The organism is Demequina lignilytica, assembly GCF_030418305.1.
GTDB lineage: Bacteria > Actinomycetota > Actinomycetes > Actinomycetales > Demequinaceae > Demequina > Demequina lignilytica.
On the sequence record NZ_JAUHPX010000008.1, the window covers coordinates 95,097 to 118,637 of the forward strand.

The following is a 23,541-nucleotide window of genomic DNA, read 5'->3' on the forward strand; positions in this document are numbered from 1 at the left end:
CCGTCGCCCCGACCCCGGCGTAGAGTCGCTGCATGCAGACGATCCTTGTACGAGTTATCGGGCGCGCGGACCGCACCCCGTAACCCACGCAGACGTCCGCGCGCATCCCCCGACCGGCCACCGGGCAGGGGGACTTTTCATGCGAGGCGGACGTGAGGGCCGCCGCAGTCCACGAACCCAGGAGAGAAGATGGCACAGGTCCAGGCCAAGCCGGGCGTTCCCGCGTCCCGCATCGCCCGTGAGCCCGCGAGCGTCACCTCGCTCGCGCAGCCCACGCCTCAGTCGAACCCGGATCCGTCGCTCAACGGCGTCGAGATGACCGGTGCTGAGGCGATCATCCGCTCGCTCGAGAACGCCGGCGCGACCGACGTCTTCGGACTCCCCGGTGGAGCGATCCTCCCGACCTACGACCCGCTGATGGACTCGACCAGGCTCCGTCACATCCTGGTGCGCCACGAGCAGGGCGCCGGCCACGCCGCCCAGGGCTACGCGCACGCCACCGGCAAGGTCGGCGTCTGCATCGCCACCTCGGGTCCCGGCGCCACCAACCTAGTGACCCCGATCGCGGACGCGAACATGGACTCGATCCCGCTGGTGGCCATCACCGGCCAGGTGGGCGCCTCGATGATCGGCACGGACGCCTTCCAGGAGGCGGACATCGTGGGCATCACCGCGCCCATCACCAAGCACAACGTGCTGGTGACGGACGCCGCCGACATCCCCCGCGCGATCGCGGAGGCCTTCTACATCGCGAGCCACGGTCGGCCCGGCCCGGTGCTCGTCGACATCGCGAAGTCCGCGCAGCAGGCGACCACCACGTTCCAGTGGCCCGGCCGCATCGAGCTGCCCGGCTTCAACTCGGGCGCGCGCCCGCACCACAAGACGGTGCAGGAGGCCGCGCGCCTGCTCGCGACCGCCCGTCGCCCCGTGCTGTACGTGGGCGGCGGCGTGATCCGCTCCGGCGCGAGCGCCGGCCTGCGCAAGCTCACGGACCTGTCCGGCGCGGCCGTGGTCACCACCCTGATGGCGCGCGGCGCCCTGCCCGACAGCCACCCGCAGAACCTGGGCATGCCCGGCATGCACGGCACCGTCCCCGCGGTGGCCGCCATGCAGAAGGCCGACTTGATCGTCGCCCTGGGCGCCCGCTTCGACGACCGCGTGACCGGAGCGCTCAGCAGCTTCGCGCCGCACGCGACGATCGTGCACGCGGACATCGACCCTGCGGAGATCGGCAAGAACCGCGCCGTCGACGTGCCGATCGTGGGCGACCTCAAGGAGGTCTTCGAGGCCCTGGTGCCCGCCCTCGCGGAGGAGCACGTCAAGCACGGCAAGCCGGACCTCGAGGCCTGGTGGGCGCAGCTCGACGACTGGCGCACCACCTACGCGCTCGGCTACACGCCCACCAAGGACGGCCTGTCGAGCCCGCAGCATGTGATCCAGCGCCTGGGCCAGCTCAACGACCCGGAGCAGACGATCTACGTCGCCGGCGTGGGCCAGCACCAGATGTGGGCCAGCCAGTTCATCAAGTACGAGCACCCGAACACCTGGATCAACTCCGGTGGCCTCGGCACCATGGGCTTCTCCGTGCCCGCCGCGATGGGCGCCCAGGTGGGCATGCCCGACAAGCAGGTGTGGGCGATCGACGGCGACGGCTGCTTCCAGATGACCAACCAGGAGCTGGTCACCTGCGCGATCAACGAGATCCCGATCAAGGTCGCGATCGTGAACAACTCGTCCCTGGGCATGGTGCGCCAGTGGCAGACGCTGTTCTACAACGAGCGCTACTCGAACACTGACCTGCACACCGGCCACGGCACCCGCCGCGTCCCCGACTTCGTCAAGCTCGCGGACGCCATGGGCTGCGTGGGCCTGCGCTGCGAGTCGGACGCTGACGTCGACGCGACCATCAAGCGCGCCAACGAGATCGACGACCAGCCCGTGGTGGTGGACTTCACCGTGTCGCGCGACGCGATGGTGTGGCCGATGGTGGCCGCCGGCAAGTCGAACGACGAGATCCAGTACGCCCACGGCATCGCACCCCAGTGGGACCGGGAGGACTGAACCCCATGACCAAGCACACCCTGTCCGTGCTCGTCGAGAACAAGCCCGGCGTGCTCGCGCGCGTCGCCGGCCTCTTCTCACGCCGCGCGTTCAACATCCACTCCCTCGCGGTGGGCCAGACCGAGCACCCGGAGATCTCCCGCATCACCGTCGTGGTCGACGTCGACGAGCTCCCGCTCGAGCAGGTCACCAAGCAGCTCAACAAGCTGGTGCACGTGCTCAAGATCGTCGAGCTCGAGGACGAGCGCTCCGTTCAGCGCGACCTGCTGCTGGTCAAGGTTCGCGCGGACGCGCGCCAGCGCACCGACGTCCTGCAGATCGTCGACCTGTTCCGCGCCCACGTCGTCGACGTCGCCCCGGACTCGCTGATCATCGAGGCCGTGGGCAACCCCGGCAAGCTCGAGGCGCTCCTCGCGGCCCTCGCGCCGCACGACGTCCGCGAGATCGTCCAGTCCGGCACCGTCGCCATCGGCCGCGGCGCCCGCTCCATCACGGAGCGCGCGCTCGATCGCGTCGCCACCGCCTAGCAGCACGCGGGACGATGCGGCGGTCACCCTCGCATCGTCCCTCCCGCAAGAATTCCCTACGTCAGAGAAGAAACTGAAGGAGATCCCCAGCATGGCTGAGCTGTACTACGAGCAGGACGCCGACCTCTCGATCATCCAGGGCAAGAAGGTGGCCATCGTCGGCTACGGGTCGCAGGGCCACGCCCACGCGCAGAACCTCCGCGACTCCGGCGTCGAGGTCCACGTCGCGCTGCGCGACGGCTCGAAGTCGATCGCGAAGGCGGAGGAGGACGGCTTCACCGTCCAGAACGTCGCCGACGCCACCGCGTGGGCCGACGTCATCATGATCCTCGCGCCCGACCAGCACCAGCGCGGCATCTACAACGACGAGATCAAGCCGAACCTCACCGAGGGCAAGGCGCTCGCCTTCGCGCACGGCTTCAACATCCGCTTCGGCTACATCCAGGCGCCCGAGGGCGTCGACGTGATCCTGATCGCGCCGAAGGCCCCCGGCCACACGGTGCGTCGCGAGTACGTCGCGGGCCGCGGCATCCCGGACATCATCGCGGTCGAGGTGGACGCCACCGGCGGCGCCTGGGACCTCGCGAAGTCCTACGCGAAGGGCATCGGCGGCACGCGCGCCGGCGTCATCAAGACCACCTTCACCGAGGAGACCGAGACCGACCTGTTCGGCGAGCAGGCCGTGCTCTGCGGCGGCACCTCGCACCTGGTCCAGTACGGCTTCGAGGTCCTCACCGAGGCGGGCTACCAGCCCGAGATCGCCTACTTCGAGGTGCTCCACGAGCTCAAGCTGATCGTCGACCTCATGTGGGAGGGCGGCATCGCGAAGCAGCGCTGGTCGATCTCCGACACCGCCGAGTACGGCGACTACGTCTCGGGCCCGCGCGTCATCACCCCGGAGGTCAAGGAGTCGATGAAGGCCGTGCTCGCGGACATCCAGTCGGGTGCCTTCGCCACCCGCTTCATCGCGGACCAGGACAACGGCGCGGTCGAGTTCAAGGAGCTGCGCGCCAAGGAGGAGTCGCACCCGATCGAGACCACCGGCAAGGAGCTGCGCGCCCTGTTCAGCTGGTCCGGCGCGAGCGCGGACAAGGATTACGTGGACGGTTCGGCCGCGCGCTGACCCCACCGTCCTGACCCGCCGAGGGGGAGGTCCCGTCCGGGACCTCCCCCTCGTCGTGCGTCAGGACGATGCGGTGGGCGGCGTGCGACCGAAGCCGCACGTCGATCGCCACGGGCCGAACGCGGCGAGGTGGGTCTCCCACTCCTGGGCCGTGAGGTCGCGACCCGCCGACGCGCATGCCGCCCGGCGCAGGATCTCCGGGTCGAGCGACCAGACGTCGATGCCCTCGCCGGTGGTGACCGCGAGCTCCAGCCCGTCGGACCGGAGCGCGACGGGCCAGGGGTACGGCGAGTCCGAGGCGAGCGGCCCCGCGATCCGGGTGGTGGTCGCCGTGTCGAACACCATGGAACCGTCGCCGTCGTCGCCGACGACGAACAGGTCGCCGTCGGCGCTGAACCGGATGACCGTGATGTCCTGGCCGGGCATGTCGAAGCGGCGGCGCGGCTCGAGCTCCGCGGAGAGCGTCGAGACGCCGCCCGGAGCGCCGGCCGCGACCACCCCGTCGTCGTTGATGGCCGCCTTCCACAGCTCGGGGGTGAAGGTCGAGACGGGCGCGCCGGTCGCGGTCTCGAACACCTGCACGCCGGAGGTGCCGTCGTCGGCGACGCTCGAGATCGCGACGAGGCGTCCGTCCGGCGACGACGCGACCAGGGTGGCCTTGCCCTCGACGTCGGCCGTGAGCGTCTCCGGCGCCCCGGTCGCGACGTCGATGCCCCAGGGGCGGTCGCTCCCGTCGACCACGTAGATCATGGTCCGATCGCGTGACAGGGTGAGCTCGGTCGAGGGTGCCAGGAAGAAGGTCCGCCCGAGCGCGCCGTCGGCGAGCGAGAACAGGCCGGACTCGCGAGTCTCGAACGAGAACGCCACGACCGACTCGTCGTTGACCCACGCGTAGCCCGTGACGCCGTCGTACCGCCGCACCTGCGCACCTGTGCCGACGTCCCAGGTGCTGAACTCGGTGTAGAGGTCCCACCCGACGTCGTCGGGGCGCCGGGTGCTGGTGAGCAGGCGGGTGCCGCTGGGCGAGTAGCCGTCCAGCAGGATCTGACCCTGCGCGATCGACCGGCGCACCGGGCCGTCGCCGGTGGTGGTCCACCGGGTGACCACGGGCGCGGTCGAGCCGAAGGCCGCGAGCTCGCCGTCGCCGCACGCGAGCGCCCCGGCGTGCTCCGGCTGCGTGCGCAGGACGCGGCCGGTGAGCTCCCCGGTCGCCAGATCCCGCTCGCTCACCGCGCCGTCGACGTCCGCGCAGTACAGCAGCGAGGCGGCCTCGTCGGTCGCCATCCAGGCGCACGGGCCCGAGGCCTGAGGGTCGAGCGGAGACAGCCACGTCGTGGTGCCCGAGGCGAGATCGACCGCCTGCATCGCGCCCGCGCCGGCGGTGATGAGCACGCCGTCGCGGGTGACGGTGGCGGACAGGCCGGACGTGGAGCCCATGAGCCGCGAGGACCACACCTCGGTCGCGGTCTCCATGTCCACCAGCCTGACGTTTCCCGGCTGCACGATCACCAGGCGCCCGTCCGGGGCGAGCGTGAGCGCCACCTCGTCGGTCCGGGCGCCCGAGACGCCGATGGATCCGACCGGCTCCAGGGTGGCGAGGTCACGGATCTCCACCGCGCCGTCGCCGCTGTCGACGGTCGCCACGGTGCTGCCGGCGGCGTCCACCTGGGTCTGGAGCGGATGGCTGCGCTCGGTGGGGATCGCGCCGGTGACGATCGCCGAGGCGAGCAGCCGACCGGTGGCCGTGTCGACGCTGCTCAGGACCCCGCACGGAGCAATGCCGGGGCACTCCGCGGCCTCCGCGAGCACCGCGATCCGCGAGCCGTCCGCCGCTGCGGCGACATCGCGCCGTCCGTCGGCCGCCCACGTGTCGAGCGCGGCAACCGTCCACGCCGCCGCGTTCGAACCCGGCTCGTTCAACGTGACCCCGGTCCCGGTGACCAGGACCTGGCCCTGGCCGCCGAGGTCCGCGAATCCGAGGCCGCCACCGCCGTCGAGGACCGTCGCGTCGAGCAGGTCCGGGTGCGCGGCGGCCGAGTCGAAGAGCGCAGCTCGAGCGCGCGGGTCGTCCGGGTCCCGCGACCAGATCTCGACGGCCAGCAGCGCCGCGACGGGACGCGCCCAGGTCGCCATGTCGCGCACGCGTGCGCTGATGGTGGCGACCGCGGCGTCCTGGCGACGCTCCTCCGCGATGCCGCGCAGCCCGGCGGTGGCGAGGCTGAGCGCGACGAGGGCGAGGCTGGATGCCGCGACCCATGCCCGGAGCCCCCGCGAGCGTCGCCGGATCCGTCGCTCCCGGTCGGCGACCGCGGCCGCGACGGCCGCGGAACGGGCGAGGAACTCCCGTTCCACCCGCGTCAGCGCCGCGTCCGATCCATCGCGCCAGGTGAGGGCCGCGGCAAGGCGGGCGCCGCGGTACAGATCGTCGTCGTTCCGGTCGCCGCGGTCCCACTCCGTGGCCGCCTCCGTCAGGTGGGCGACGATCCGGCTGGTCTCCGCGTCCTGCTCCAACCAGGCCCCCAGCCGCGGCCATTCGCGCGTGAGCGCCTCGTGGGCGAGCACATAGCCGTCCTCGCGCGCGACCACCAGGCGGGCGCCCACCAGCCGTGCCAGCGCGGCGGCGCGCGCGGCCGTCGCCTGCGCGACCGCCGGGACGACCGGATGGAGCAGCACGCCGCCGTCGGTGGACACCTCGACCAGGCGGTGCATGAGCGCTCGGCACGCGTCCCTCTCCGCCTCGCCCAGGTTGAGGTACAGGCGCTCCGCCGCGCGCGCGATCGCTCCGAGCAGCCCGCCCGTCGCCTCGTACGCCTCGATGGTGAGCGTGCCCCCGTCGCGCCGCTCCCAGGTCGCGGCCAGCGAGTAGGAGAGCAGCGGAAGGGCGGTGTCCACCCGCGCGGCGTCGTGCAGGATCACGTCGACCAGGCCGTGCTCGATCGACAGTCCGCTCCGCAGCGCGGGCCGCTCGACCGCCGCGCGGATCATGTCCGGTGTCGGGGGCGCCATGAAGTGCAGCCCGCCGCCCACGAGCGCGCCGATCGCCGGCTGCGCCACGCACCCGTCGAGCTGGAGCGACTGGACGGCGAGGATCACGCGCACGCCCCCGGCGTGCGCGTCCGCCAGCGCCTCCGCGAGAGCCGCGGCGCGAGGGCGGTCTGCGAACTCGCGGCCGATGTCGTCGAGAACCATCGGGCGGCGCCGTGAGCCTGCCGCGACGTCGCTCGGAGAGGCGCCGGGGCCCAGCAGGATCGGATCGAGCCCCCGCCGGCGAAGCGCAGGGATCACGCCGGCGCGGAGCAGCGACGACTTCCCGACCCCGGACGGACCCGTCACGGTGACGAAGCCGGTGCGGTCGAGGACCGCGAGCACGGCCGCGACGTCCTGGTCGCGTCCATGGAACAGGTGTGCATCCTGCGGCTCGTACGGTCGCAGGCCCCGGTAGGGGCAGTCGGGGCTCGGAGCACGCGCCTCGGGCGGAGCGAGCAGCGCCTCATCGTGGCGGAGGATCGCCTCCTCCAGCGCGACCAGCGGCGCCCCGGGATCGACGCCGAGCTCGTCGGCGAGCAGGCGTTGCGCACGACGAGTCGTCTCGAGCGCGTCCGCCTGGCGTTCGCACCGGTACTGCGCGAGCGCGAGGCAGCGCCATCGGCGCTCGCGGTACGGCTCGGCCGCGACGAGCGCGGTCGCGCCCTCGGCCACCGCACGGTGATCCCCGGCCGCGAGGCGCGCCTCGAGAAGGTCGTCCGTGGCGGCCTCGCGCAGCTCCGCCAGCCGCGACGCCTCGTCGCGCGCCGCCGGCCAGTCCGCGATGTCCTCGTACGGGGCGGCGCGCCACAGACCCAGCGCCCGTTCCAGCGTGGCCACGGCGCGGTGGTGCTCACCGTCGGCCGCATACTCGCGTGCTCGCGCGACCGCCGCCTCGAACTCGTCGGCGTCGGCGACGACGGTGCCGCCGTCGGCGCTCGGGACGATCCGGTACCCGGCGGGCGTGGTGGCGATCGCGTCGGGTCCGAGCGCCTTGCGCAGGCGTCCGATCGCGGCCTGGAGCTGCTTGGGCCAGGTCGCGGGCGGCGCATCCCCCCACACGGCCTCGGCGATGCGCTCGGGGCTGGCGGCGACCGGTCGGGCCACCAGCAGCGCCTCGAGGACGGCGTGCTCCCGCGGGCTGACCCCCGGTTCCGCCGAGGCGCCCGTGCCGCCCAGGACGGACACCCTCACTCTTCGAGTCTGGATCCGATGGCGGGCCCGGTCAAACGGTCGCCGCCGCATGCATACCGGGCGGATACCGACCGCTCCCGGGCGCATACCGGTGCCATACGCGCGAGGTGTGTCCTGAAGGTGCCCACGGAAGGAGGGCAGGATCATGAGGACTCGGATGAAGGTGAGGAGCCATGGCGGTGCAGCCGTCCTCGTGAAGGGGATGGGGGCCCTCGCGGGCCTGGCCGCGGCAGCCACGCTGTCGTTGGCGGCATGCGCCGACCCGAACACGGCGGAGAACCAGGCGGGTGCGGGTCAGAACGTCGGCTACGTGTACTCCGGGGGGTCGTGGGGCTCGACGCAGAGGCTCAGCGACACCGGGCTCGTGCGCGAGCCCATGACGGGAGGCCTGCCGGCCTACGCCGTCCCGGCGCCGGTCGCCGAGGAGTACGAGGCGATGCCATGCGTGCCTGACGCGTCCTGCGGTCGGGACACGGTGGGGGACGCCGTCGAGCCGATGGGCGGCATGCCGGACTACGTCCGCGAGAGCCTGGGCGACCAGGTCGACCACTACGAGCCGCTCGGAGGGGTGCCCGAGTACGCGTACTCGAGCGTCGACGAGTAGCGCACGGGGCGATGTCGGCACCTTCTCGAAGGGTGTCGGCATCGTCTTGCATGTTGAGACAATGTTGCCACCAGGTGGACAGCGGCCCTACGATACGAGGTGTTCGACCGGCGTCGCCGCCCCGCGCCCACGCGGCCGGCAGGGTGGCGCTCCGGGCCTCGTTTCGCACCGCAGGGAGACCTTGATGACCACGTACCGCCTCGCCGTCGTCGCCGGTGACGGGATCGGTCCCGAGGTGGTCGCGGAGGGGCTCAAGTGCCTCGCCGCCGCCACCGAGGGCACCGACCTCGCCTTCGAGACCACCGAGTTCGACCTGGGCGCGAAGCGCTGGCACGCGACGGGGGAGACCCTGACGGACGCCGACCTCGCCGCGATCAAGGACCACGACGTGATCCTGCTCGGCGCGATCGGCGACCCGACGGTCCCCTCGGGCGTGCTCGAGCGCGGCCTGCTCCTCAAGCTCCGCTTCGAGCTCGACCAGTACGTCAACCTGCGTCCGTCGCGCCTGTACCCGGGAGAGGTCTCGCCGCTGAGCGAGCCCGGCGACATCGACTTCGTCGTGGTCCGCGAGGGCACCGAGGGTCCGTACGTCGGCAACGGCGGCGCGCTGCGTGTCGACACGCCCCATGAGATCGCGACCGAGGTCTCCGTCAACACCCGTCACGGCGTCGAGCGCGTGGTCCGCTACGCGTTCTCGGTGGCCGCCGGCCGCGAGCGCAAGCACGTGACCCTGGTGCACAAGCACAACGTGCTGGTGCACGCCGGCCACCTGTGGCGCCGCACGGTCGAGGCCGTCGCGCCCGAGTTCCCCGACGTCACCTGGGACTACCTGCACGTGGACGCGGCGACCATCAAGCTGGTCACCGCGCCCGCGTCGTTCGACGTGATCGTGACCGACAACCTCTTCGGCGACATCCTCACGGACGAGGCGGCCGCCATCTCCGGCGGCATCGGCCTCGCCGCGTCGGGCAACGTCAACCCCGACAAGACCGGCCCGTCGATGTTCGAGCCGGTCCACGGCTCGGCGCCCGACATCGCCGGCAAGGGCATCGCGGACCCGTCCGCCACCGTGCTCTCCGTCGCGATGATGCTCGACTTCCTCGGCCACCCGGAGCTTGCCGCGAAGGTCGAGGACGCCGTCGCCGCCGACGCGGCCGCCAAGGTCGCCGCCGGCGCCGCGGGCTCGCAGCGCACCACCGCCGAGATCGGCGACGCGCTCGCCGCCCGCATCCGCGGCTAGCGGTATCCCGCCGGGACGATGCGGTGACCGCCGCATCGTCCCGGCGCTACTCTCTCCCCACGACACCAGGAAGGCAAAGAAGTGACCGACACTCTCGACTCGTCCACCTCGGAGGCCTTCCGCGTCGTCCGCCACCCGAGCCCCGCGACGGACGAGGAGCGCGCCGAGAAGCTGCGCGACCTCGCCTTCGGCCTCCAGTTCACCGATCACATGGCGCGCGTGACCTGGGACGCGGAGCAGGGCTGGCACGACCGCCGCGTCGAGCCCTACGGCCCCATCCCCATGGACCCCGCCGCCTCCGTGCTGCACTACGCGCAGGAGGTCTTCGAGGGCCTCAAGGCGTACCGCTGGGCCGACGGCTCGATCCACCTGTTCCGCCCCGAGGCGAACGCCCTGCGCCTGCAGCGCTCGGCGGCCCGCATGGCGCTGCCCGAGCTGAGCGTGCTGGACTTCATGGAGTCGATCCGCTCGCTGCTCGCGCTCGACCACGCGTGGGTCCCGGAGGCCGACGGCACCTCGCTCTACCTTCGTCCCTTCCTCATCGGCACGGACGTGTTCCTGGGTCTGCGCCCCCCGAAGAAGGTCGACTACCTGCTGATCGCCTCGCCCTCCGGCCCCTACTTCGCCGGCGGCGTGAAGCCGGTGAGCATCTGGGTCGAGCGCGACTTCCACCGCGCCGGCCCGGGCGGCACGGGAGCGGCCAAGTGCGGCGGCAACTACGCGGCATCGCTGCTGCCGCAGGTCAAGGCCTACGAGCGCGGCTTCGACCAGGTGCTCTATCTGGACGCCGCGACCGGCTCGGTGCTGGAGGAGCTCGGCGGCATGAACGTGTTCGCCGTACGCCGTGACGGCACGGTGCTGACCCCCGTGATCAACGGCAACATCCTCGAGGGCATCACCCGCTCGAGCATCATCCAGCTGCTCGAGGACAACGAGCTGAAGGTGGTCGAGCGTGACATCACGCTCGCGGAGCTTCAGGACGGCATCGCCGAGGGCGAGATCACCGAGGTGTTCGCGTGCGGCACGGCCGCGATCGTCACCCCGGTGGGCCGGATGGCGTCGTCCGACTTCGAGGTGACGGTGGGGGACGGGCAGCCCGGCCCCGTGACGCTCGCCGTCCGGGACCGCCTCATGGGCGTCCAGTACGGGCGTGTGGAGGACACGTACGGCTGGATGGAGCGGGTCCGCTAGCTCGCCGCGCCCGGCTCCCGCGCCCCGCTCCCGCCTGGACAGTGCGCACGGAGTCGGTCCCGGGTGCACGGCGTGTCGCGGGACGATGCGCGCGGCCCGTCGGTGTGTCGGAACGAGATCCGTGCGGGCTGTCCGGGGAGCGCTGTCCGGGGAGCGGGCTGTCCGGGCTGTCCGCGGCGGGGCGCGCACCCGCGTGTCCGGGACCTCCAGCGGCCTAACCTACGGAACCGTAGGTTAAGATCGATCCATGGCCCCGATGCACATGTCCTCCCCGAGCCTCGCCACCGTCGACGAGCACCTCAACCTGGCCGCGCTGCTGCGTGAGCGCGCCACCGCCACCCCCGCCGCGCCCTTCGCCGAGGTGAAGGACGACGCCGGGGAGTGGACCCCCGTCTCCCTCGCCGAGTTCCACGCGCGCGTCCGCGACGTCGCCAAGGGCCTGGTCGCGCAGGGCGTCGGCCCCGGCGACCGCGTCGGCATCATGGGCGACACCAGCCTCGAGTGGTCCGTCATGGACTTCGCCGTCCTCACCGCGGGCGGCGTCTCGGTGCCGATCTACCCGTCCTCCTCGGCGAAGCAGTGCGCGTGGATCGTGGACGATGCGGGCCTCGCCTTCGTCGCCGCCGAGACCGCGGAGCAGCGGGAGATGATCGCCGGCCTCGACTCGGAGCCGACGGCGCTCGCGCTCACCGCCGCCGGGCTCGACCAGGTCGCGGAGGCCGGGGGTGCCGTCACCGACGCCGACCTCGACGCCCGCACCGCCGACGTGGTGCTGGACGACCTCGCGAGCATCATCTACACCTCGGGCACCACCGGACGCCCCAAGGGAGCGATGCTCACCCACGGCAACCTCGTGGTGCACTGCGCGAACATCGAGCTCGACCCGCACTTCGGCGCGTTCGTCCAGGGCGAGACCCGGGTGCTGCTCTTCCTGCCGCTGGCGCACGTGTTCGCGCGGCTCGCGATGGTGCTCGCGCTGAGCTCCGGCGCCGTGATCGGCTACACCCCGAACCACAAGACCCTCGCCGCCGACCTCGCGGGCTTCCGCCCGACGTGGATGCCGCTGGTGCCGCGCGTGCTCGAGACCATCTACAACCGCGCGGACGCCGCGCAGTCGGGGATCAAGAAGAAGATCTTCCGCTGGTCCGCGTGGGTGGCGCGCAAGGTGTCGATGGCGCAGGAGACCGGCGGCCACGGCATCGTCCTCCGCGCGCAGTTCGCCGTCGCGGACGCGCTGGTGCTGAAGAAGATCCGCCACCTCATGGGCGGCCAGCTCGGCTACGTCCTCGCGGGCGGCGCGAAGCTCACCCCGCAGGTGGGCCACTTCTTCCGCGGCCTGGGTGTCACGGTCATGCAGGGCTACGGCCTGACCGAGACCACCGCAGCGCACATGGGCACCCCGAGCACCGACCAGGTCATGGGGACCGTGGGCCACCCGATCGCCGGCTGCGAGATCACGCTCGCCGAGGACGGGGAGGTCCTCGCCCGCGGCGTCAACCTGTTCACGGGCTACTGGAACGCCCCCGAGGCGACCGCCGAGGTCATGCGGGACGGCTGGTTCGCCACGGGCGACCTGGGCGAGATCCACGACGGCAACCTCACCATCACGGGTCGCAAGAAGGAGATCCTGGTCCTGTCGTCGGGCAAGAACATCCAGCCCGCGGTCCTGGAGGACTCGATCCGCTCGCACCCCGCGATCCAGGACTCCGTGGTGATCGGCGACGGACGGCACTTCGTCTCCGCCGTGGTGACGCTCGACCCGGTGCTCCTGCCGACCTGGCTCAAGGCGCACGATCTGCCGGACATGACGCTCGAGGAGGCCTCGATGAACGAGCGCGTCCGCGAGCTCATCGGCCGCGCGATCGCCGCCGCGAACGAGCACGTCTCCCGCGCCGAGGCGATCCGCGAGTACCGGATCCTGCCCCGGGAGTTCACGGAGGCGCGCGAGGAGATCACCGCGTCCCTCAAGATCCGCCGCGCCGTGGTCATGGAGCACTTCGCGGATGTGATCGAGTCGATCTACGCGAAGAAGGACAAGAACCCGCCCGGCTCGCCGGCCTGAGGCGGGTCGGCCGCGCCTGCACGATGCGGCGGCCCCGGCTCCGTCCTAGCCTGAAGGCGTGAGGCCCCGTCCCGTTCGCGACGATGCGCGCTACCGCTCCGCCGAGGCGGCGCTCTGGGCGCATCACGGCATCCCGGACCCCGTCGAGCGGTGGGTCCAGGTGCCCTCGCTCGGGATCCGGGTCCGGGTCGTGGAGCGCGGCGAGGGGCGTCCGGTGGTCTTCGTCCACGGCACCCCGTCCGCGGGCGCGAACCTGGTGCCGCTGGTCGCGGCGCTGCCGGGGGTCCGAGCGATCGTCGTCGACCGCCCCGGCTGCGGGCTGAGCGACCCGATCGACTACCGCGACCTCACCCGCGACGGCCTGCTCGCGGCACTCGAGGCGTACCTCGCGGCCGTGATCGAGTCCATCGACGAGGCACCCGTGGACCTGGTCGGCAGCTCGGCGGGCGGGATGGCGGTGCTGCACCTGGCGTCGGTGCGGCCGGACCTGGCCCGCAGCATCGTCCTCGCCGGTGTGCCCGCGGTGCGAGGCATGCGTCTGCCCGCCCAGATGAAGGCCGCCGCGACGGCGCCGATCGCCAACGCGATCCCGCGTCACTGGACCACGGAGCGGGAGGTGCGGGCGTCGCTGCGTGCGGTGGGTCATGAGCGGCTCATCGCCGAGGGCGGTGTCACCGGCCCCGACATGGAGTGGCGGCTCGCTCTCGCGCGGCACACGGACACGTTCGCGCACGAGCTGCGCCTGCTGCGTCGGGTCGCCACGTGGCGGGGGCTCCGCTCCGACTGGATGATCGCGCAGGCGGGGCTCGAGGCGATCCAGGCGCCCTCGCTGTGGCTGGTCGGCGATCGCGACCCGTACGCGTCCCCGGAGCGGGTCCGCGGGTGGGCGGCGCACGCGCGCGGCTCGACGGTGGTCACGCTGCCTGGGGTCGGCCACCTGCCCTGGCTCGACGACGCGGCGGGCGTCGGGGCCATGATCGCGCGGTGGTGGGCCGATGCCCCGGTCCGCATGGCGGATGTCGGAGGGCGGATCTAGCCTGACGGGGTGCGCTCCCGCCCCGGGGATGCGCCGGGGGAGGCGCCATGTCGGACCTGGTCATCGAGACCGCCGGACTGACCAAGATCTACGGCAGGCAGCGTGCCGTCGACTCGATCGATCTGAGCGTCCCGCGCGGCGGCGTCCACGGCTTCCTCGGTCCCAACGGGGCGGGCAAGACCACGGCGATCAGGATGCTCTCGACGCTGATCCTTCCCGACGAGGGCAGCGCGCGCGTGCTCGGGTACGACGTGGTGCGTGAGGCGGACCACGTGCGCAGCCATGTGAGCCTCACGGGCCAGTTCGCCTCGGTCGACGAGGACCTCACCGGCCACGAGAACCTGCGCCTGCTCGCGCGGCTGCACGGCTACCGCGGCACGGCTGCGGGGGAGCGTGCCGACCAGCTGCTCGCGGCCTTCGGGTTGGACGATGCGGCGGGCAAGCAGGTGAAGAAGTTCAGCGGCGGCATGCGTCGCCGGATCGACATCGCGGCCTCCCTGGTGGTGACGCCTGAGCTGCTGTTCCTCGACGAGCCGACCACGGGCCTGGACCCGCGGGCACGCAACGAGGTGTGGGACATCGTGCGCGCGCTGGTCGCCCATGGCACCACCGTGCTGCTCACCACGCAGTACCTCGACGAGGCGGACCACCTCGCGGACCGCATCAGCGTGATCGACCGCGGCCGCATCATCGCCGAGGGGACGTCGTCGGAGCTCAAGGCGTCGGTCGGCTCGGGGACGCTCCACGTGCGCGTCATGCACCGCGCCGATCGAGCGCGCGCCCGCGACGTGCTGGTGCGCGAGCTGGGCGTCCCGGTGGAGGAGGCGCACGACCCGCAGCTGCTCGTCGCCGCCATCGAGGACCGCGGCCGCGTGACCCGCGCACTGACGGCCCTCGAGGAGGAGCGGCTCGAGCTCGCCCAGTTCGCGCTCGGCCAGCCGACCCTCGACGAGGTGTTCCTGGCCCTCACCGGCCATGCCGCCGACGACGCGGACGCGGAGGAGGCGGCATGAGCGCGGAGACCAAGGCGAGCGTCGCATCCTCCGCCCCGACCATCGCGGATGCGCTCGCGTCGGCGAGCCGGCCGCCGCGCGCGAACGCGCTCAGCACGTCGATCACGTTCGGCTGGCGGGCGCTGCTGAAGATCAAGCACGTCCCCGAGCAGCTGTTCGACGTCACCGTGTTCCCGGTGATGATGACGCTGCTGTTCACGTACCTGTTCGGCGGGGCGATCGCCGGATCCACCGGCGAGTACATCGCCTACATCGCGCCGGGCGTCCTGGTGCAGTCCGTGCTCTTCATCACCATGTACACGGGCTCGAACCTGCGCACCGATATCGACCGGGGGGTCTTCGACCGCTTCAGGTCCCTTCCCATCTGGCGACCGAGCCCGCTGGTCGGGATGCTGCTGGGCGACGGCGTGCGCTTCCTGGTGGCGTCGCTCATCACCGCGGCCGTCTGCCTGGCGATCGGCTGGCGTCCCGCGGGCGGCGTGATCGGCGTGCTCGCCGGCATCGCGCTGCTGCTGGTCTTCGCGTTCTCGCTCGGATGGATCTGGACGTTCCTGTCGCTGATCCTGCGCACGCCGCAGGCGATCATGGGCGTGGCCGGCTTCACGCTGATGCCGCTGCTGTTCGGATCCAACATCTTCGTCGATCCCGCCACCATGCCGGGCTGGCTGCAGGCCTGGGTGAGCGTCAACCCCGTCTCGGATCTGGTGACCGCGGTGCGCGCGCTCATGGACGGCGCGCCTGTCGGCGGGGAGCTCGGGATCGCGCTCGCGTGGTCCGCCGGGCTGGTCGCGGTGTTCGGATCGCTCACCATGTGGCGGTACCGCGACCCCCGTTAAGGCTCACATCGCAGCCGAGACAATAAGGCACCGGGTTCCTCCTTGTGCGAATCGATTCGCGATGCCTAACGTCGGAATCACCCCCCCACTCTTCGCCGCGACGATGCGGAAGGAGGCCCAGCATGATGCCCATGGTCGAGGTCGGTGAGCTGGTCACCGCTCCGTTCGAGTTCACGTGCGTCGCGAAGCACCATCACGACATCGAGGAGGTGCGCCTCTCCGCCATCCGCGAGGTGGTGGACCGGCGCTTCAAGGACGGCATCCGCGTCGAGCTCAGCTGGCAGGGCTACTGCCCATGCTGCGGGCGCCGCGTCTCCGTCGAGCCGATCCACGGCTCGGTCGCCGTCTGAGCGCACTCTCAGTTTCACGAGGCACCATGGACTGATCAGTCCAGCCGAGGGAGCGTGAGAGCCATGGCCGAGAGGCCGTCGCGACGTACCGCGCTGACGCTCGGTCTGGTGGGCGTCGGGACCGTCGGCGCGGGGCTCGCGGGGCTCAAGATCGCCGGCGCGCCGCCGTTCTCGGAGCCCGTCGCCTCGACCTCGCCCTCCGCCGCCGACGCGACCGGCGGGGGCGCCGCGTGGGCCGAGCCCCCGGTGCTCGCCAGCGAGGACGGCTTCCTCGAGCTGGACCTGACCGCGGCGCCCACCCAGGTCGAGGTCGCGGGCGGGACCGCGATCATGCTCGCGTACAACGGCTCCGTCCCGGGCCCGACGCTGCACCTCAGCCCCGGGGACACGCTGCGGGTCCGCCTCACCAACGCGCTCGACGAGCCGACGAACCTCCACACCCACGGCCTGCAGGTGTCGCCGCTCGCGGACGGCGACAACCCCTTCATCAGCATCGAGCCGAGGCAGTCCTTCGACTATGTGATCGTGATCGACCCGGATCACCCGCACGGGGTGTTCTGGTACCACCCTCATCACCACGGCACGGTCGCGGACCAGGTCTTCGGGGGGCTCTACGGCGCGATCGTGATCGACCGCGACGACTGGTCGCAGCGCGCCCCGCGGGTCGCGGTGGTCTCCGACGTGACGCTCGTGGACGGGGGCGTCGCCACGGTCTCGGCAGCCGAGCGGCGTCAGGGCCGGCTGGGCGAGGCGGTGCTGGTCAACGGCTTGCTCGCGCCCGACCTGGCGACGGCGCCGGGCGCGACCGAGCGCCTGCTGCTGATCAACGCGTGCGCCAGCCGGTACCTCGACCTCGATCCCGGAGGCGCCACGGTGCGGGTGCGCGGCATCGACGGCGGCACCTTCGACTCGCCGCGGGACGGGTCGCGGCTGCTGCTCGCGCCAGGCAACCGTGCCGACCTCGAGATCGACATGGTCGACGCGCCGGTCACGCTGACCGCCCGCGCCCACGGCATCGGCTCGATGGGCATGGGGATGATGAGCGCCGGCGTCGAGCCCGACGACGCCCTGCTGCTCACGCTGGTGCCCGACGCGAGGGCCGACACGCCGGTTCCCGTGCCGCCCGCATCGTTCCGGCCCCGGGACCTGCGCGAGGCGGACGTCGACGCCCGCCGCACCCTGAGCTTCACCATGGCGATGGGGGGAGGCGGGATGCGCTTCCTCATCGACGGGGAGGAGTTCGACGCCACGCGGATCGACCAGCAGGCCGACGTGGGCACCGTCGAGGAGTGGACGCTGCGCAACCGCACCATGATGGATCACCCGTTCCACCTGCATGTGTGGCCCATGCAGCTCATGGAGGCGGACGGGATCGACCTGCGCGACGTGGTCGATGTCCCGGCGGGCGAGGACGTGGTGGTGCGGATCGGCTTCGACCGGGTGCCCGGGACCACCGTGTACCACTGCCACGTCCTCGACCATGAGGACCTCGGGATGATGGGTGTGATCGATGTCGCACCTGCCGTACAGACCGGTGCGGAGGTCCCGGAGGACTCCGCGGACGTGGAAGGATGATGGGCTCGTGAGCATCTCCGCTGAAATCGAACCCCGGACCTACTTCAGCAGCCTCGAGAACGCGCTGGGCGACTTCCAGCCGCCCTACGAGGCCCTCCCCGTCATCCGCGACGTGGCGCGCGGACTCGACTACACGCACGTCTTCATCCCCGAGTCCCGGGCCCACATCGGGCTCGAGGCGGCCGGCGGCGGCGAGCCGATCGCGTACATCTTCCCCGGCTTCATCGCGCTGCACCCGCGCGGCGGCGTGAGCTCGTTCGTCGAGCTCCCGCAGCCCCTGGCCGAGGAGGCTCCCGCCCCGGCGACCACCAAGGCCTCCCGGGCCGCCGCATCGTCGCCCGCGAAGGCCGTCCAGGCCGAGCCCGTCGCGTGCGCCGGCTGCTTCACGGCGCTGCCTGCCTCGGGCCGGTGCGACTACTGCGACTGACGGGGCCCTAGGCTCTGGTGTCCGTGAGCCTCGCCGAGATCTGGGACCGCCTGTGGGCGGACGTTACCACGCCCGTCGACGTCGCCCAGTCCACGGTGCTGATCGCGCTCGCGGTCGTGGTCGCATGCATCGTGGTCGCCCCGCTCTGGGGGATCGTCCGCCACGCGGTCACCATCGCGCACGAGGGCGGTCACGCCCTGGTCGCGGGGCTCACGGGGAGACGCGTCTCCGGCATCCGGCTGCACTCGGACACCTCGGGCCTGACCACGTCCTACGGCGAGGCCAAGCGCTTCCCGCTGACCCTGGTCGCGCTCGCCGGCTATCCGGCGCCCGGCGTGCTCGGGCTCGCCGCCGCGTGGGCGATCGCCGCCGGTCACGCGGTGGCGGTGCTGTGGGTGCTCGAGGCGGTGCTGCTCCTCATGCTGGTCAGGATCCGCAACTGGTACGGGCTGCTGGTGATGGTCGTGGCGATCGCCGGGCTGGGCGCGGCCGCCTGGCTCCTGCCCGATCCGTGGCGGGTGGGACTCGCCTGCGGGCTCGCGTGGCTGCTGATGATCGGCGCCGTCCGTGCGGTGGTCGAGCTCGGCTCCTCCCGCCGCGGCGGTCGCGGGCGAGGGTCGGACGCCGACGCGCTGGCGCGGCTCACCACGGTTCCCGGCGGCGCATGGGTCGCGGTGTTCTGGCTGCTGACCGCCGGGTGCGCCGGCCTCGGCGGCTGGTGGCTGCTGGCGTCGTAGCGCGGTCTCAGCGCACGTCGTAGGTGAGGGTCACGTGGCCGGCGGGGAGCACCTCGGCCTCGACCAGGTCGAGGCCGCGCGGGTGGCGCAGACCGGGCGTGGCCGTCCGACCTTGGCCGATGAGGATCGGGACGATGCGCAGGCGGACCCGCTCGACCAGCTCCGCCTGGAGCAGCGCGCCGGCGAGCTGGAGGCTGCCCCAGACGACGATGTCGCCCGCGTAGTGGAGCTTGAGGCGGCGCGCGGTGTCGCGCGGCTCACCGTGCTCGACGATCGCGGAGGAGTACGAGCCCCACGGGGCCGCGGCGAGCGTGTTGGTGACCACGTGCTTCGGAAGCCGGTTGAGGTGGTCGGCCATGGGCTCGTCGTCGGTGGTCTTGTCGGGCCAGTACGCGGCGAACAGCTCGTAGGTGGTGCGGCCCAGGAGGATGGCCTCGGTGTGCTCGAGCATGTCGAGCTGGCCGGGGTCCGTCGGGTCGAACGGGCCCGGCATGCGCATGAAGTCCAGCTCGCCGTCCGGCCCGCATGCGAAGCCGTCGGCGGTGAGGATCTGTTCGACGATGAGGCGGCCCATACGGCCAGGATAGGCCGCGTGGAGTTGGCCACACAGGACTTGCCTCCCGGGGGCTGGAGACGCTGTAATGCTCCGACCAAGTCCATGATCGACCAGGAGTGATAGTCGTGCCGTTGCCACCGCCGGGATGGATGTCCGATCCGTCCCAGGTGGGTCTCGAACGGTGGTGGGACGGCCAGCGCTGGACCACCCGGACGCGCGACGCGGTCACCCTGATCGAGGGGCCGCCTCCCGCATGGCGGGCGCCCGCGGCGCCGTACCGCGCGGCTCAGCGCTCCGCCTGGCGGTTGCAGGTCACGGAGCAGGAACGCGCATCGTTCAGCCTGGGCCGTGTGGCCGGTACCGTCACGGCGATCGTCGTGATCGCCGCACTGGTGCTCGTGTTCGACACCCCGTTCTCGCGCGCCCTGCACGCGTACGGCTTCCTTCCGGACGACGCACTCTCGGTGGTCGCCGCCGCCGATTCCGCGGGAGCGGTGCCGGCGGCGAGGCCGGTCCCCGCCGTGGTCGAGCACCCCGTGACCGGGTCGACGGAGCTCGTGCGGTATCTCGAGGCCGCGATGATCGCGCGCGAGGAGAGCATCGACATCTCCTCCTGGACAGCGGGCGCCGAGGGTGTCGCCGCCGTGGAGGACGCGATGCTCGAGGCGCTGACCCAGAACCCCTACGTGTTCGTGCAGGGCTGGCAGACGCTGACGCTCAACGGGCGCGCCGTGAGCCTCGAGCCCGAGTACGTGTACGACGCCGAGGAGACCCGCGCGCGCCAGGACGCCACCGCGGCCGCGGTGGACGAGGCGCTCACGGTGCTCGACCTGGGCGCCCTCGGCCCTGCCGACCAGGTCACCGCGATCCACGACTACGTCGCCCAGGCAGCGACCTACGACTACGAGGCCGCCGATCTCATCAACGCGGGGGAGCGGAACCTCCAGGTGGCGCAGTCGCAGGAGGCCTACGGGATCCTGGTCGCCGGCTCCGCGGTCTGCAACGGCTACGCGCAGGCCTTCAAGGCGATCGCCGATGCGGCCGGGCTCGAGGCGGTCACGGTCACCGGCCAGGCCTGGTCGGGCCCGACCTCCGGCGGGCACGCGTGGAACCGCGTGCTGATCGACGGGCACTGGCTCGTGGTCGACGCGACGTGGGACGACGGGGGAGACCTCGCACCCGTGCCCGACGACTACCTGATGGTCGAGCCGGGCGACCCGGCGCTCATCACGCGGGACGCCGACTCCGACTGGGCGGTCGACGGGTCGATCGCGGGGTTCGGGGGCTAGCGCGCTGAGAACGCCTCAAACCGGGCTGCGAGTCGGTCACGGTGGGGTTGCTCGTTCTTTGCTTTCGGCACGGTTATTGACTGGCCGTGCATCTCCTGAAGCCCGTGCCTGAGCATCGGTCCGTCGCGTTCCGCAAGGAGTTCACGGTTGACGTGAATCACCAAGTCCGGGGAGATCCCAAGGAAGTTCTGGTCGTAGGCGGCATGGTGAATCTTGCACATCGACATGCCGTTGGTGACCTCGGCGTCTCCATGCGACTCGGAATCCGCCGTGATATGAGCGGCGTCGAGCAGTTCGGCATGGCCGAATCTGCACACTGTGCACCGAGTCTCGTAGGCGCGAAGCACCATCGCCCGAAACGCGGGCTGGTGGATCCGCCGCTTCGCAATGATCGAGGCGTACCGCTTCTCGATCGCTGACGGTGTGTGATCTCCCACGTCTCGGAGGTCTTCGATGGCGATCGTGACGTATCCCGCGTTCCGATCGACACTCGTCACAAAGACGGGGTAGAGGGCCTGGTAGACGTTCGGCCGCAGCTTCCGGAACAGCATCATCGGTACCTTGAGCTCGTACGCTGCGATCAGCTTCGCGTTGTCGCCGCCCGGACCACCTGTGCGGAAGTCGTAGCGCCAGATCCCATCGGCGATGGTGCGATCCGAGTAGGGGCCGGTCTCAGAAGACACCACACTCAGAGTCGCGTCTAGTTGCTGGGGATTCCGAATCCCGCGCGAATAGTCGATGAGGGGAAGGCGCGCTCCGTCGACGACAAAGTCGAGAAGGTCTGCACGCTCGACGACGCTTCCTGATGGGAATCGTGCAGCGGCCGTTTCGAGCACTCGCGCTCGGAGCGACGCACTGGTCACCGATTCCATGCCCGCAGCTTGGCAGCTCGTGCCACGAGGGGCAACAGCGCACCGAACCGGAATACCCTCGAGGTGAAGGAGGTTCCGCGATCATGACCACCCTCGGCATCATCGGCTCCGGACACATCGGCTCCAACGTGGCTCGCGCCGCCGTCGCGGCGGGCTACGACGTCCTCATCAGCAACAGCCGCGGCCCCGACACCCTGGGCGATCTGGTCGCCGAGCTCGGCCCGCGCGCCACCGCGGTACATGCCCGCGACGCCGCGCTGAAGGGCGATCTGGTCCTGGTCGCGGTCCCCCTGGGCAAGATCGACCAGCTCCCGCTCGAGCAGCTGCGCGGCAAGGTGGTGATGGACGCCAACAACTACTACCCGCAGCGCGACGGCCGCATCGCCGCGCTCGACGCCAACCGGAAGACCACCTCCGAGCTGCTGCAGGACCTGCTGCCCGCGTCGCACGTGGTCAAGGCCTTCAACAGCATCTACGCGCGGCAGATCCCGGCGGACACCGCGCCCGCCGGCTCCCCGGTGCGCCGTGCCATCCCGATCGCGAGCAACCACCCCGAGGCGACGCACCTGGTCGCCTCCTTCCTCGACACGATCGGCTACGACGCCCACGACATGGGGCCGCTCGCGGAGTCGTGGCGCGTCGAGCGCGACACCCCGACCTACGGGGTCCCCACCACGGCCGCCGAGTACGAGGAGATCCTTCCCGGCGTGGAGCGCGTCCAGCAGGTCTGAGCAGGGGATACGCTCGCGGGAAGACCGTCACGGGGGGCGACGATGAACTTCACCAGCGGGATGCCCAAGCTGCCGCCGTTCGCACATCACGGAGCGACGCCCACCTCGGACCCGCTGATCCCCGGGATGACGGCGGGCGGCGACAGCGCGCAGCCGCCGACCGAGCGCCCGCGCCGCGGGATCCTGCTCCTGTCCATGGTGCTGGTGCTCGTGGCCGGCGCGCTCGCGATCTGGGTCCTGTTCCAGCCTCGCGGGGACGAGGCGGTGGCCAGGGACGCCGCCGCCTCCCTCGGTCTGACGGTGACGGACGATGCGGAGGTGGCGCTCAACGACGCGACCATCGCGGGCGGTCTCCGGGTCCGCTTCGTGGGCGAGACGGACCAGGCCGTCGAGCAGGGCTACTACTTCGACCTCGACGTCGTGACGGCGCGCGAGCCGGGGGACGACTGGATCCCGACCGACGTCGCCGGCGCGACCGGCGCGTGGTTCGTCGGTGATCCGCCGACGGCCATGTACCTCCAGCAGGGCGATCGCTGGTGGGTGGCGAGCCCCGGGACGCCGTCCATCTACGGCGATGATGCGACCGCGCGGCAGGCCTGGCACCACCTGCGCAACGCGCTCCTCTTCACCGACGCGTCCTGACCGCGCCCCCAGAAGTAGGGGCTACCGACGGCGCGATGACGCTGTGATGCTGGCACCGTGAACATGCACGGTCGTCTGCTCCGCGTCCTGTCTCAGATCTCCGGTCTGGCCGCGCTGGCATGGTGGCTCGAGACCCTCGCCGGCGTCGGCCTCCCGATCCGTCTCGCCTCGCTCGCGGCGATCGTGGTCGGCTCCGTGTGGATGCGGTACCGCGTCCGCTGGGTGATCGAGCGCGAGGGTCTCGCCATGTGCGTCAGCGTCTGCGCGATGCTCGGCGCCGTCGGGAGCTTCGCCTACATGGCGACCGGCTTGTGGATCGGCGCCCTGGCGCACCTGATCCTGGTGGCCTCCGGGGTGCGCGTCACGCTCGAGGAGTTCGGGGTCACCCGCGCGCTGGCGTAGGAGCGCGCAAACAAAGAAGGTTAACTTGCAAGGCAACCTTCCAAAGTCG

Annotated in this window: 21 protein-coding genes; 18 read left to right on the forward strand and 3 right to left on the reverse strand. The window is 71.6% G+C overall.

Going from position 1 to position 23,541, the window contains the following annotated elements:
• Nucleotides 1-189: 189 nt before the first annotated feature.
• The 3 genes from QQX10_RS12330 to ilvC all read left to right on the forward strand — a co-directional run bounded on the left by QQX10_RS12330 (nucleotide 190) and on the right by ilvC (nucleotide 3,711).
• Nucleotides 190-2,061, forward strand: coding sequence for an acetolactate synthase large subunit (locus tag QQX10_RS12330; RefSeq protein ID WP_301121183.1), 1,872 nt, complete (start codon nucleotides 190-192; stop codon nucleotides 2,059-2,061).
• A gap of 5 nt (nucleotides 2,062-2,066) precedes the next feature.
• Nucleotides 2,067-2,588: an acetolactate synthase small subunit gene (gene ilvN, locus QQX10_RS12335; RefSeq protein WP_301121185.1), complete on the forward strand. Its 522-nt coding sequence runs from the start codon at nucleotides 2,067-2,069 to the stop codon at nucleotides 2,586-2,588.
• Nucleotides 2,589-2,679: 91 nt separating this feature from the next.
• Nucleotides 2,680-3,711, forward strand: coding sequence for a ketol-acid reductoisomerase (ilvC, locus tag QQX10_RS12340; protein ID WP_301121187.1), 1,032 nt, complete (start codon nucleotides 2,680-2,682; stop codon nucleotides 3,709-3,711).
• A 60-nt stretch (nucleotides 3,712-3,771) separates the two neighbouring features.
• Here the strand turns inward: ilvC and QQX10_RS12345 are convergent, their stop codons facing one another.
• Nucleotides 3,772-7,929, reverse strand: a complete 4,158-nt coding sequence (locus QQX10_RS12345) for an nSTAND1 domain-containing NTPase (protein ID WP_301121189.1) — start codon at nucleotides 7,927-7,929, stop codon at nucleotides 3,772-3,774.
• 145 nt (nucleotides 7,930-8,074) lie between these two features.
• On the opposite strand from QQX10_RS12345, the gene QQX10_RS12350 reads away from it, so the two are divergent.
• The 11 genes from QQX10_RS12350 to QQX10_RS12400 all read left to right on the forward strand — a co-directional run bounded on the left by QQX10_RS12350 (nucleotide 8,075) and on the right by QQX10_RS12400 (nucleotide 19,000).
• On the forward strand, nucleotides 8,075-8,533 hold the full coding sequence (locus QQX10_RS12350) for a hypothetical protein (protein WP_301121191.1): 459 nt from the start codon (nucleotides 8,075-8,077) through the stop codon (nucleotides 8,531-8,533).
• 184 nt (nucleotides 8,534-8,717) lie between these two features.
• Entirely contained in the window at nucleotides 8,718-9,773 is a 1,056-nt protein-coding gene (locus QQX10_RS12355) for a 3-isopropylmalate dehydrogenase (RefSeq protein ID WP_301121193.1), read from the forward strand.
• An 81-nt stretch (nucleotides 9,774-9,854) separates the two neighbouring features.
• Entirely contained in the window at nucleotides 9,855-10,964 is a 1,110-nt protein-coding gene (locus QQX10_RS12360; RefSeq protein WP_301121195.1) for a branched-chain amino acid aminotransferase, read from the forward strand.
• 247 nt (nucleotides 10,965-11,211) lie between these two features.
• On the forward strand, nucleotides 11,212-13,026 hold the full coding sequence (locus QQX10_RS12365) for an AMP-dependent synthetase/ligase (RefSeq protein WP_301121197.1): 1,815 nt from the start codon (nucleotides 11,212-11,214) through the stop codon (nucleotides 13,024-13,026).
• A gap of 58 nt (nucleotides 13,027-13,084) precedes the next feature.
• Entirely contained in the window at nucleotides 13,085-14,062 is a 978-nt protein-coding gene (locus tag QQX10_RS12370; RefSeq protein WP_301121200.1) for an alpha/beta fold hydrolase, read from the forward strand.
• A gap of 47 nt (nucleotides 14,063-14,109) precedes the next feature.
• A complete protein-coding gene (locus tag QQX10_RS12375) occupies nucleotides 14,110-15,075 on the forward strand; it encodes an ATP-binding cassette domain-containing protein (RefSeq protein ID WP_301121202.1) in 966 nt (321 codons plus the stop codon).
• Nucleotides 15,072-15,911, forward strand: a complete 840-nt coding sequence (locus QQX10_RS12380) for an ABC transporter permease (protein ID WP_301121203.1) — start codon at nucleotides 15,072-15,074, stop codon at nucleotides 15,909-15,911. The genes QQX10_RS12375 and QQX10_RS12380 overlap by 4 nt, the downstream gene beginning before the upstream one ends.
• A gap of 122 nt (nucleotides 15,912-16,033) precedes the next feature.
• Nucleotides 16,034-16,261: a hypothetical protein gene (locus QQX10_RS12385; protein ID WP_301121204.1), complete on the forward strand. Its 228-nt coding sequence runs from the start codon at nucleotides 16,034-16,036 to the stop codon at nucleotides 16,259-16,261.
• Nucleotides 16,262-16,324: 63 nt separating this feature from the next.
• Nucleotides 16,325-17,836: a multicopper oxidase family protein gene (locus QQX10_RS12390; protein WP_301121205.1), complete on the forward strand. Its 1,512-nt coding sequence runs from the start codon at nucleotides 16,325-16,327 to the stop codon at nucleotides 17,834-17,836.
• A 7-nt stretch (nucleotides 17,837-17,843) separates the two neighbouring features.
• Nucleotides 17,844-18,263 carry a hypothetical protein gene (locus tag QQX10_RS12395; RefSeq protein ID WP_301121206.1) on the forward strand — a complete coding sequence of 140 codons (420 nt, stop codon included), beginning with the start codon at nucleotides 17,844-17,846 and terminating at the stop codon, nucleotides 18,261-18,263.
• 23 nt (nucleotides 18,264-18,286) lie between these two features.
• Complete coding sequence (locus tag QQX10_RS12400; protein ID WP_301121207.1) at nucleotides 18,287-19,000, forward strand: M50 family metallopeptidase; 714 nt, start codon at nucleotides 18,287-18,289, stop codon at nucleotides 18,998-19,000.
• Nucleotides 19,001-19,007: 7 nt separating this feature from the next.
• On the opposite strand, the gene QQX10_RS12405 is transcribed toward QQX10_RS12400, so the two are convergent.
• Nucleotides 19,008-19,574, reverse strand: a complete 567-nt coding sequence (locus tag QQX10_RS12405) for a dihydrofolate reductase family protein (RefSeq protein ID WP_301121208.1) — start codon at nucleotides 19,572-19,574, stop codon at nucleotides 19,008-19,010.
• A 131-nt stretch (nucleotides 19,575-19,705) separates the two neighbouring features.
• On the opposite strand from QQX10_RS12405, the gene QQX10_RS12410 reads away from it, so the two are divergent.
• The gene (locus tag QQX10_RS12410) at nucleotides 19,706-20,845 is read left to right on the forward strand and encodes a transglutaminase domain-containing protein (RefSeq protein WP_301121209.1); all 1,140 of its coding nucleotides are present in this window, start codon (nucleotides 19,706-19,708) and stop codon (nucleotides 20,843-20,845) included.
• On the opposite strand, the gene QQX10_RS12415 is transcribed toward QQX10_RS12410, so the two are convergent.
• Nucleotides 20,842-21,717, reverse strand: coding sequence for an HNH endonuclease (locus QQX10_RS12415; protein WP_301121210.1), 876 nt, complete (start codon nucleotides 21,715-21,717; stop codon nucleotides 20,842-20,844). The genes QQX10_RS12410 and QQX10_RS12415 overlap by 4 nt on opposite strands.
• Before the next feature lie 83 nt (nucleotides 21,718-21,800).
• Between QQX10_RS12415 and QQX10_RS12420 the strand changes: the two genes are divergently transcribed.
• From QQX10_RS12420 to QQX10_RS12430, 3 genes are read left to right on the forward strand one after another with little or no spacing between them, the layout of a single operon-like run.
• The gene (locus QQX10_RS12420) at nucleotides 21,801-22,448 is read left to right on the forward strand and encodes an NADPH-dependent F420 reductase (protein ID WP_301121211.1); all 648 of its coding nucleotides are present in this window, start codon (nucleotides 21,801-21,803) and stop codon (nucleotides 22,446-22,448) included.
• 42 nt (nucleotides 22,449-22,490) lie between these two features.
• The gene (locus QQX10_RS12425) at nucleotides 22,491-23,090 is read left to right on the forward strand and encodes a hypothetical protein (protein WP_301121212.1); all 600 of its coding nucleotides are present in this window, start codon (nucleotides 22,491-22,493) and stop codon (nucleotides 23,088-23,090) included.
• A 57-nt stretch (nucleotides 23,091-23,147) separates the two neighbouring features.
• Nucleotides 23,148-23,492, forward strand: a complete 345-nt coding sequence (locus QQX10_RS12430; RefSeq protein ID WP_301121214.1) for a hypothetical protein — start codon at nucleotides 23,148-23,150, stop codon at nucleotides 23,490-23,492.
• Nucleotides 23,493-23,541: the final 49 nt, after the last annotated feature.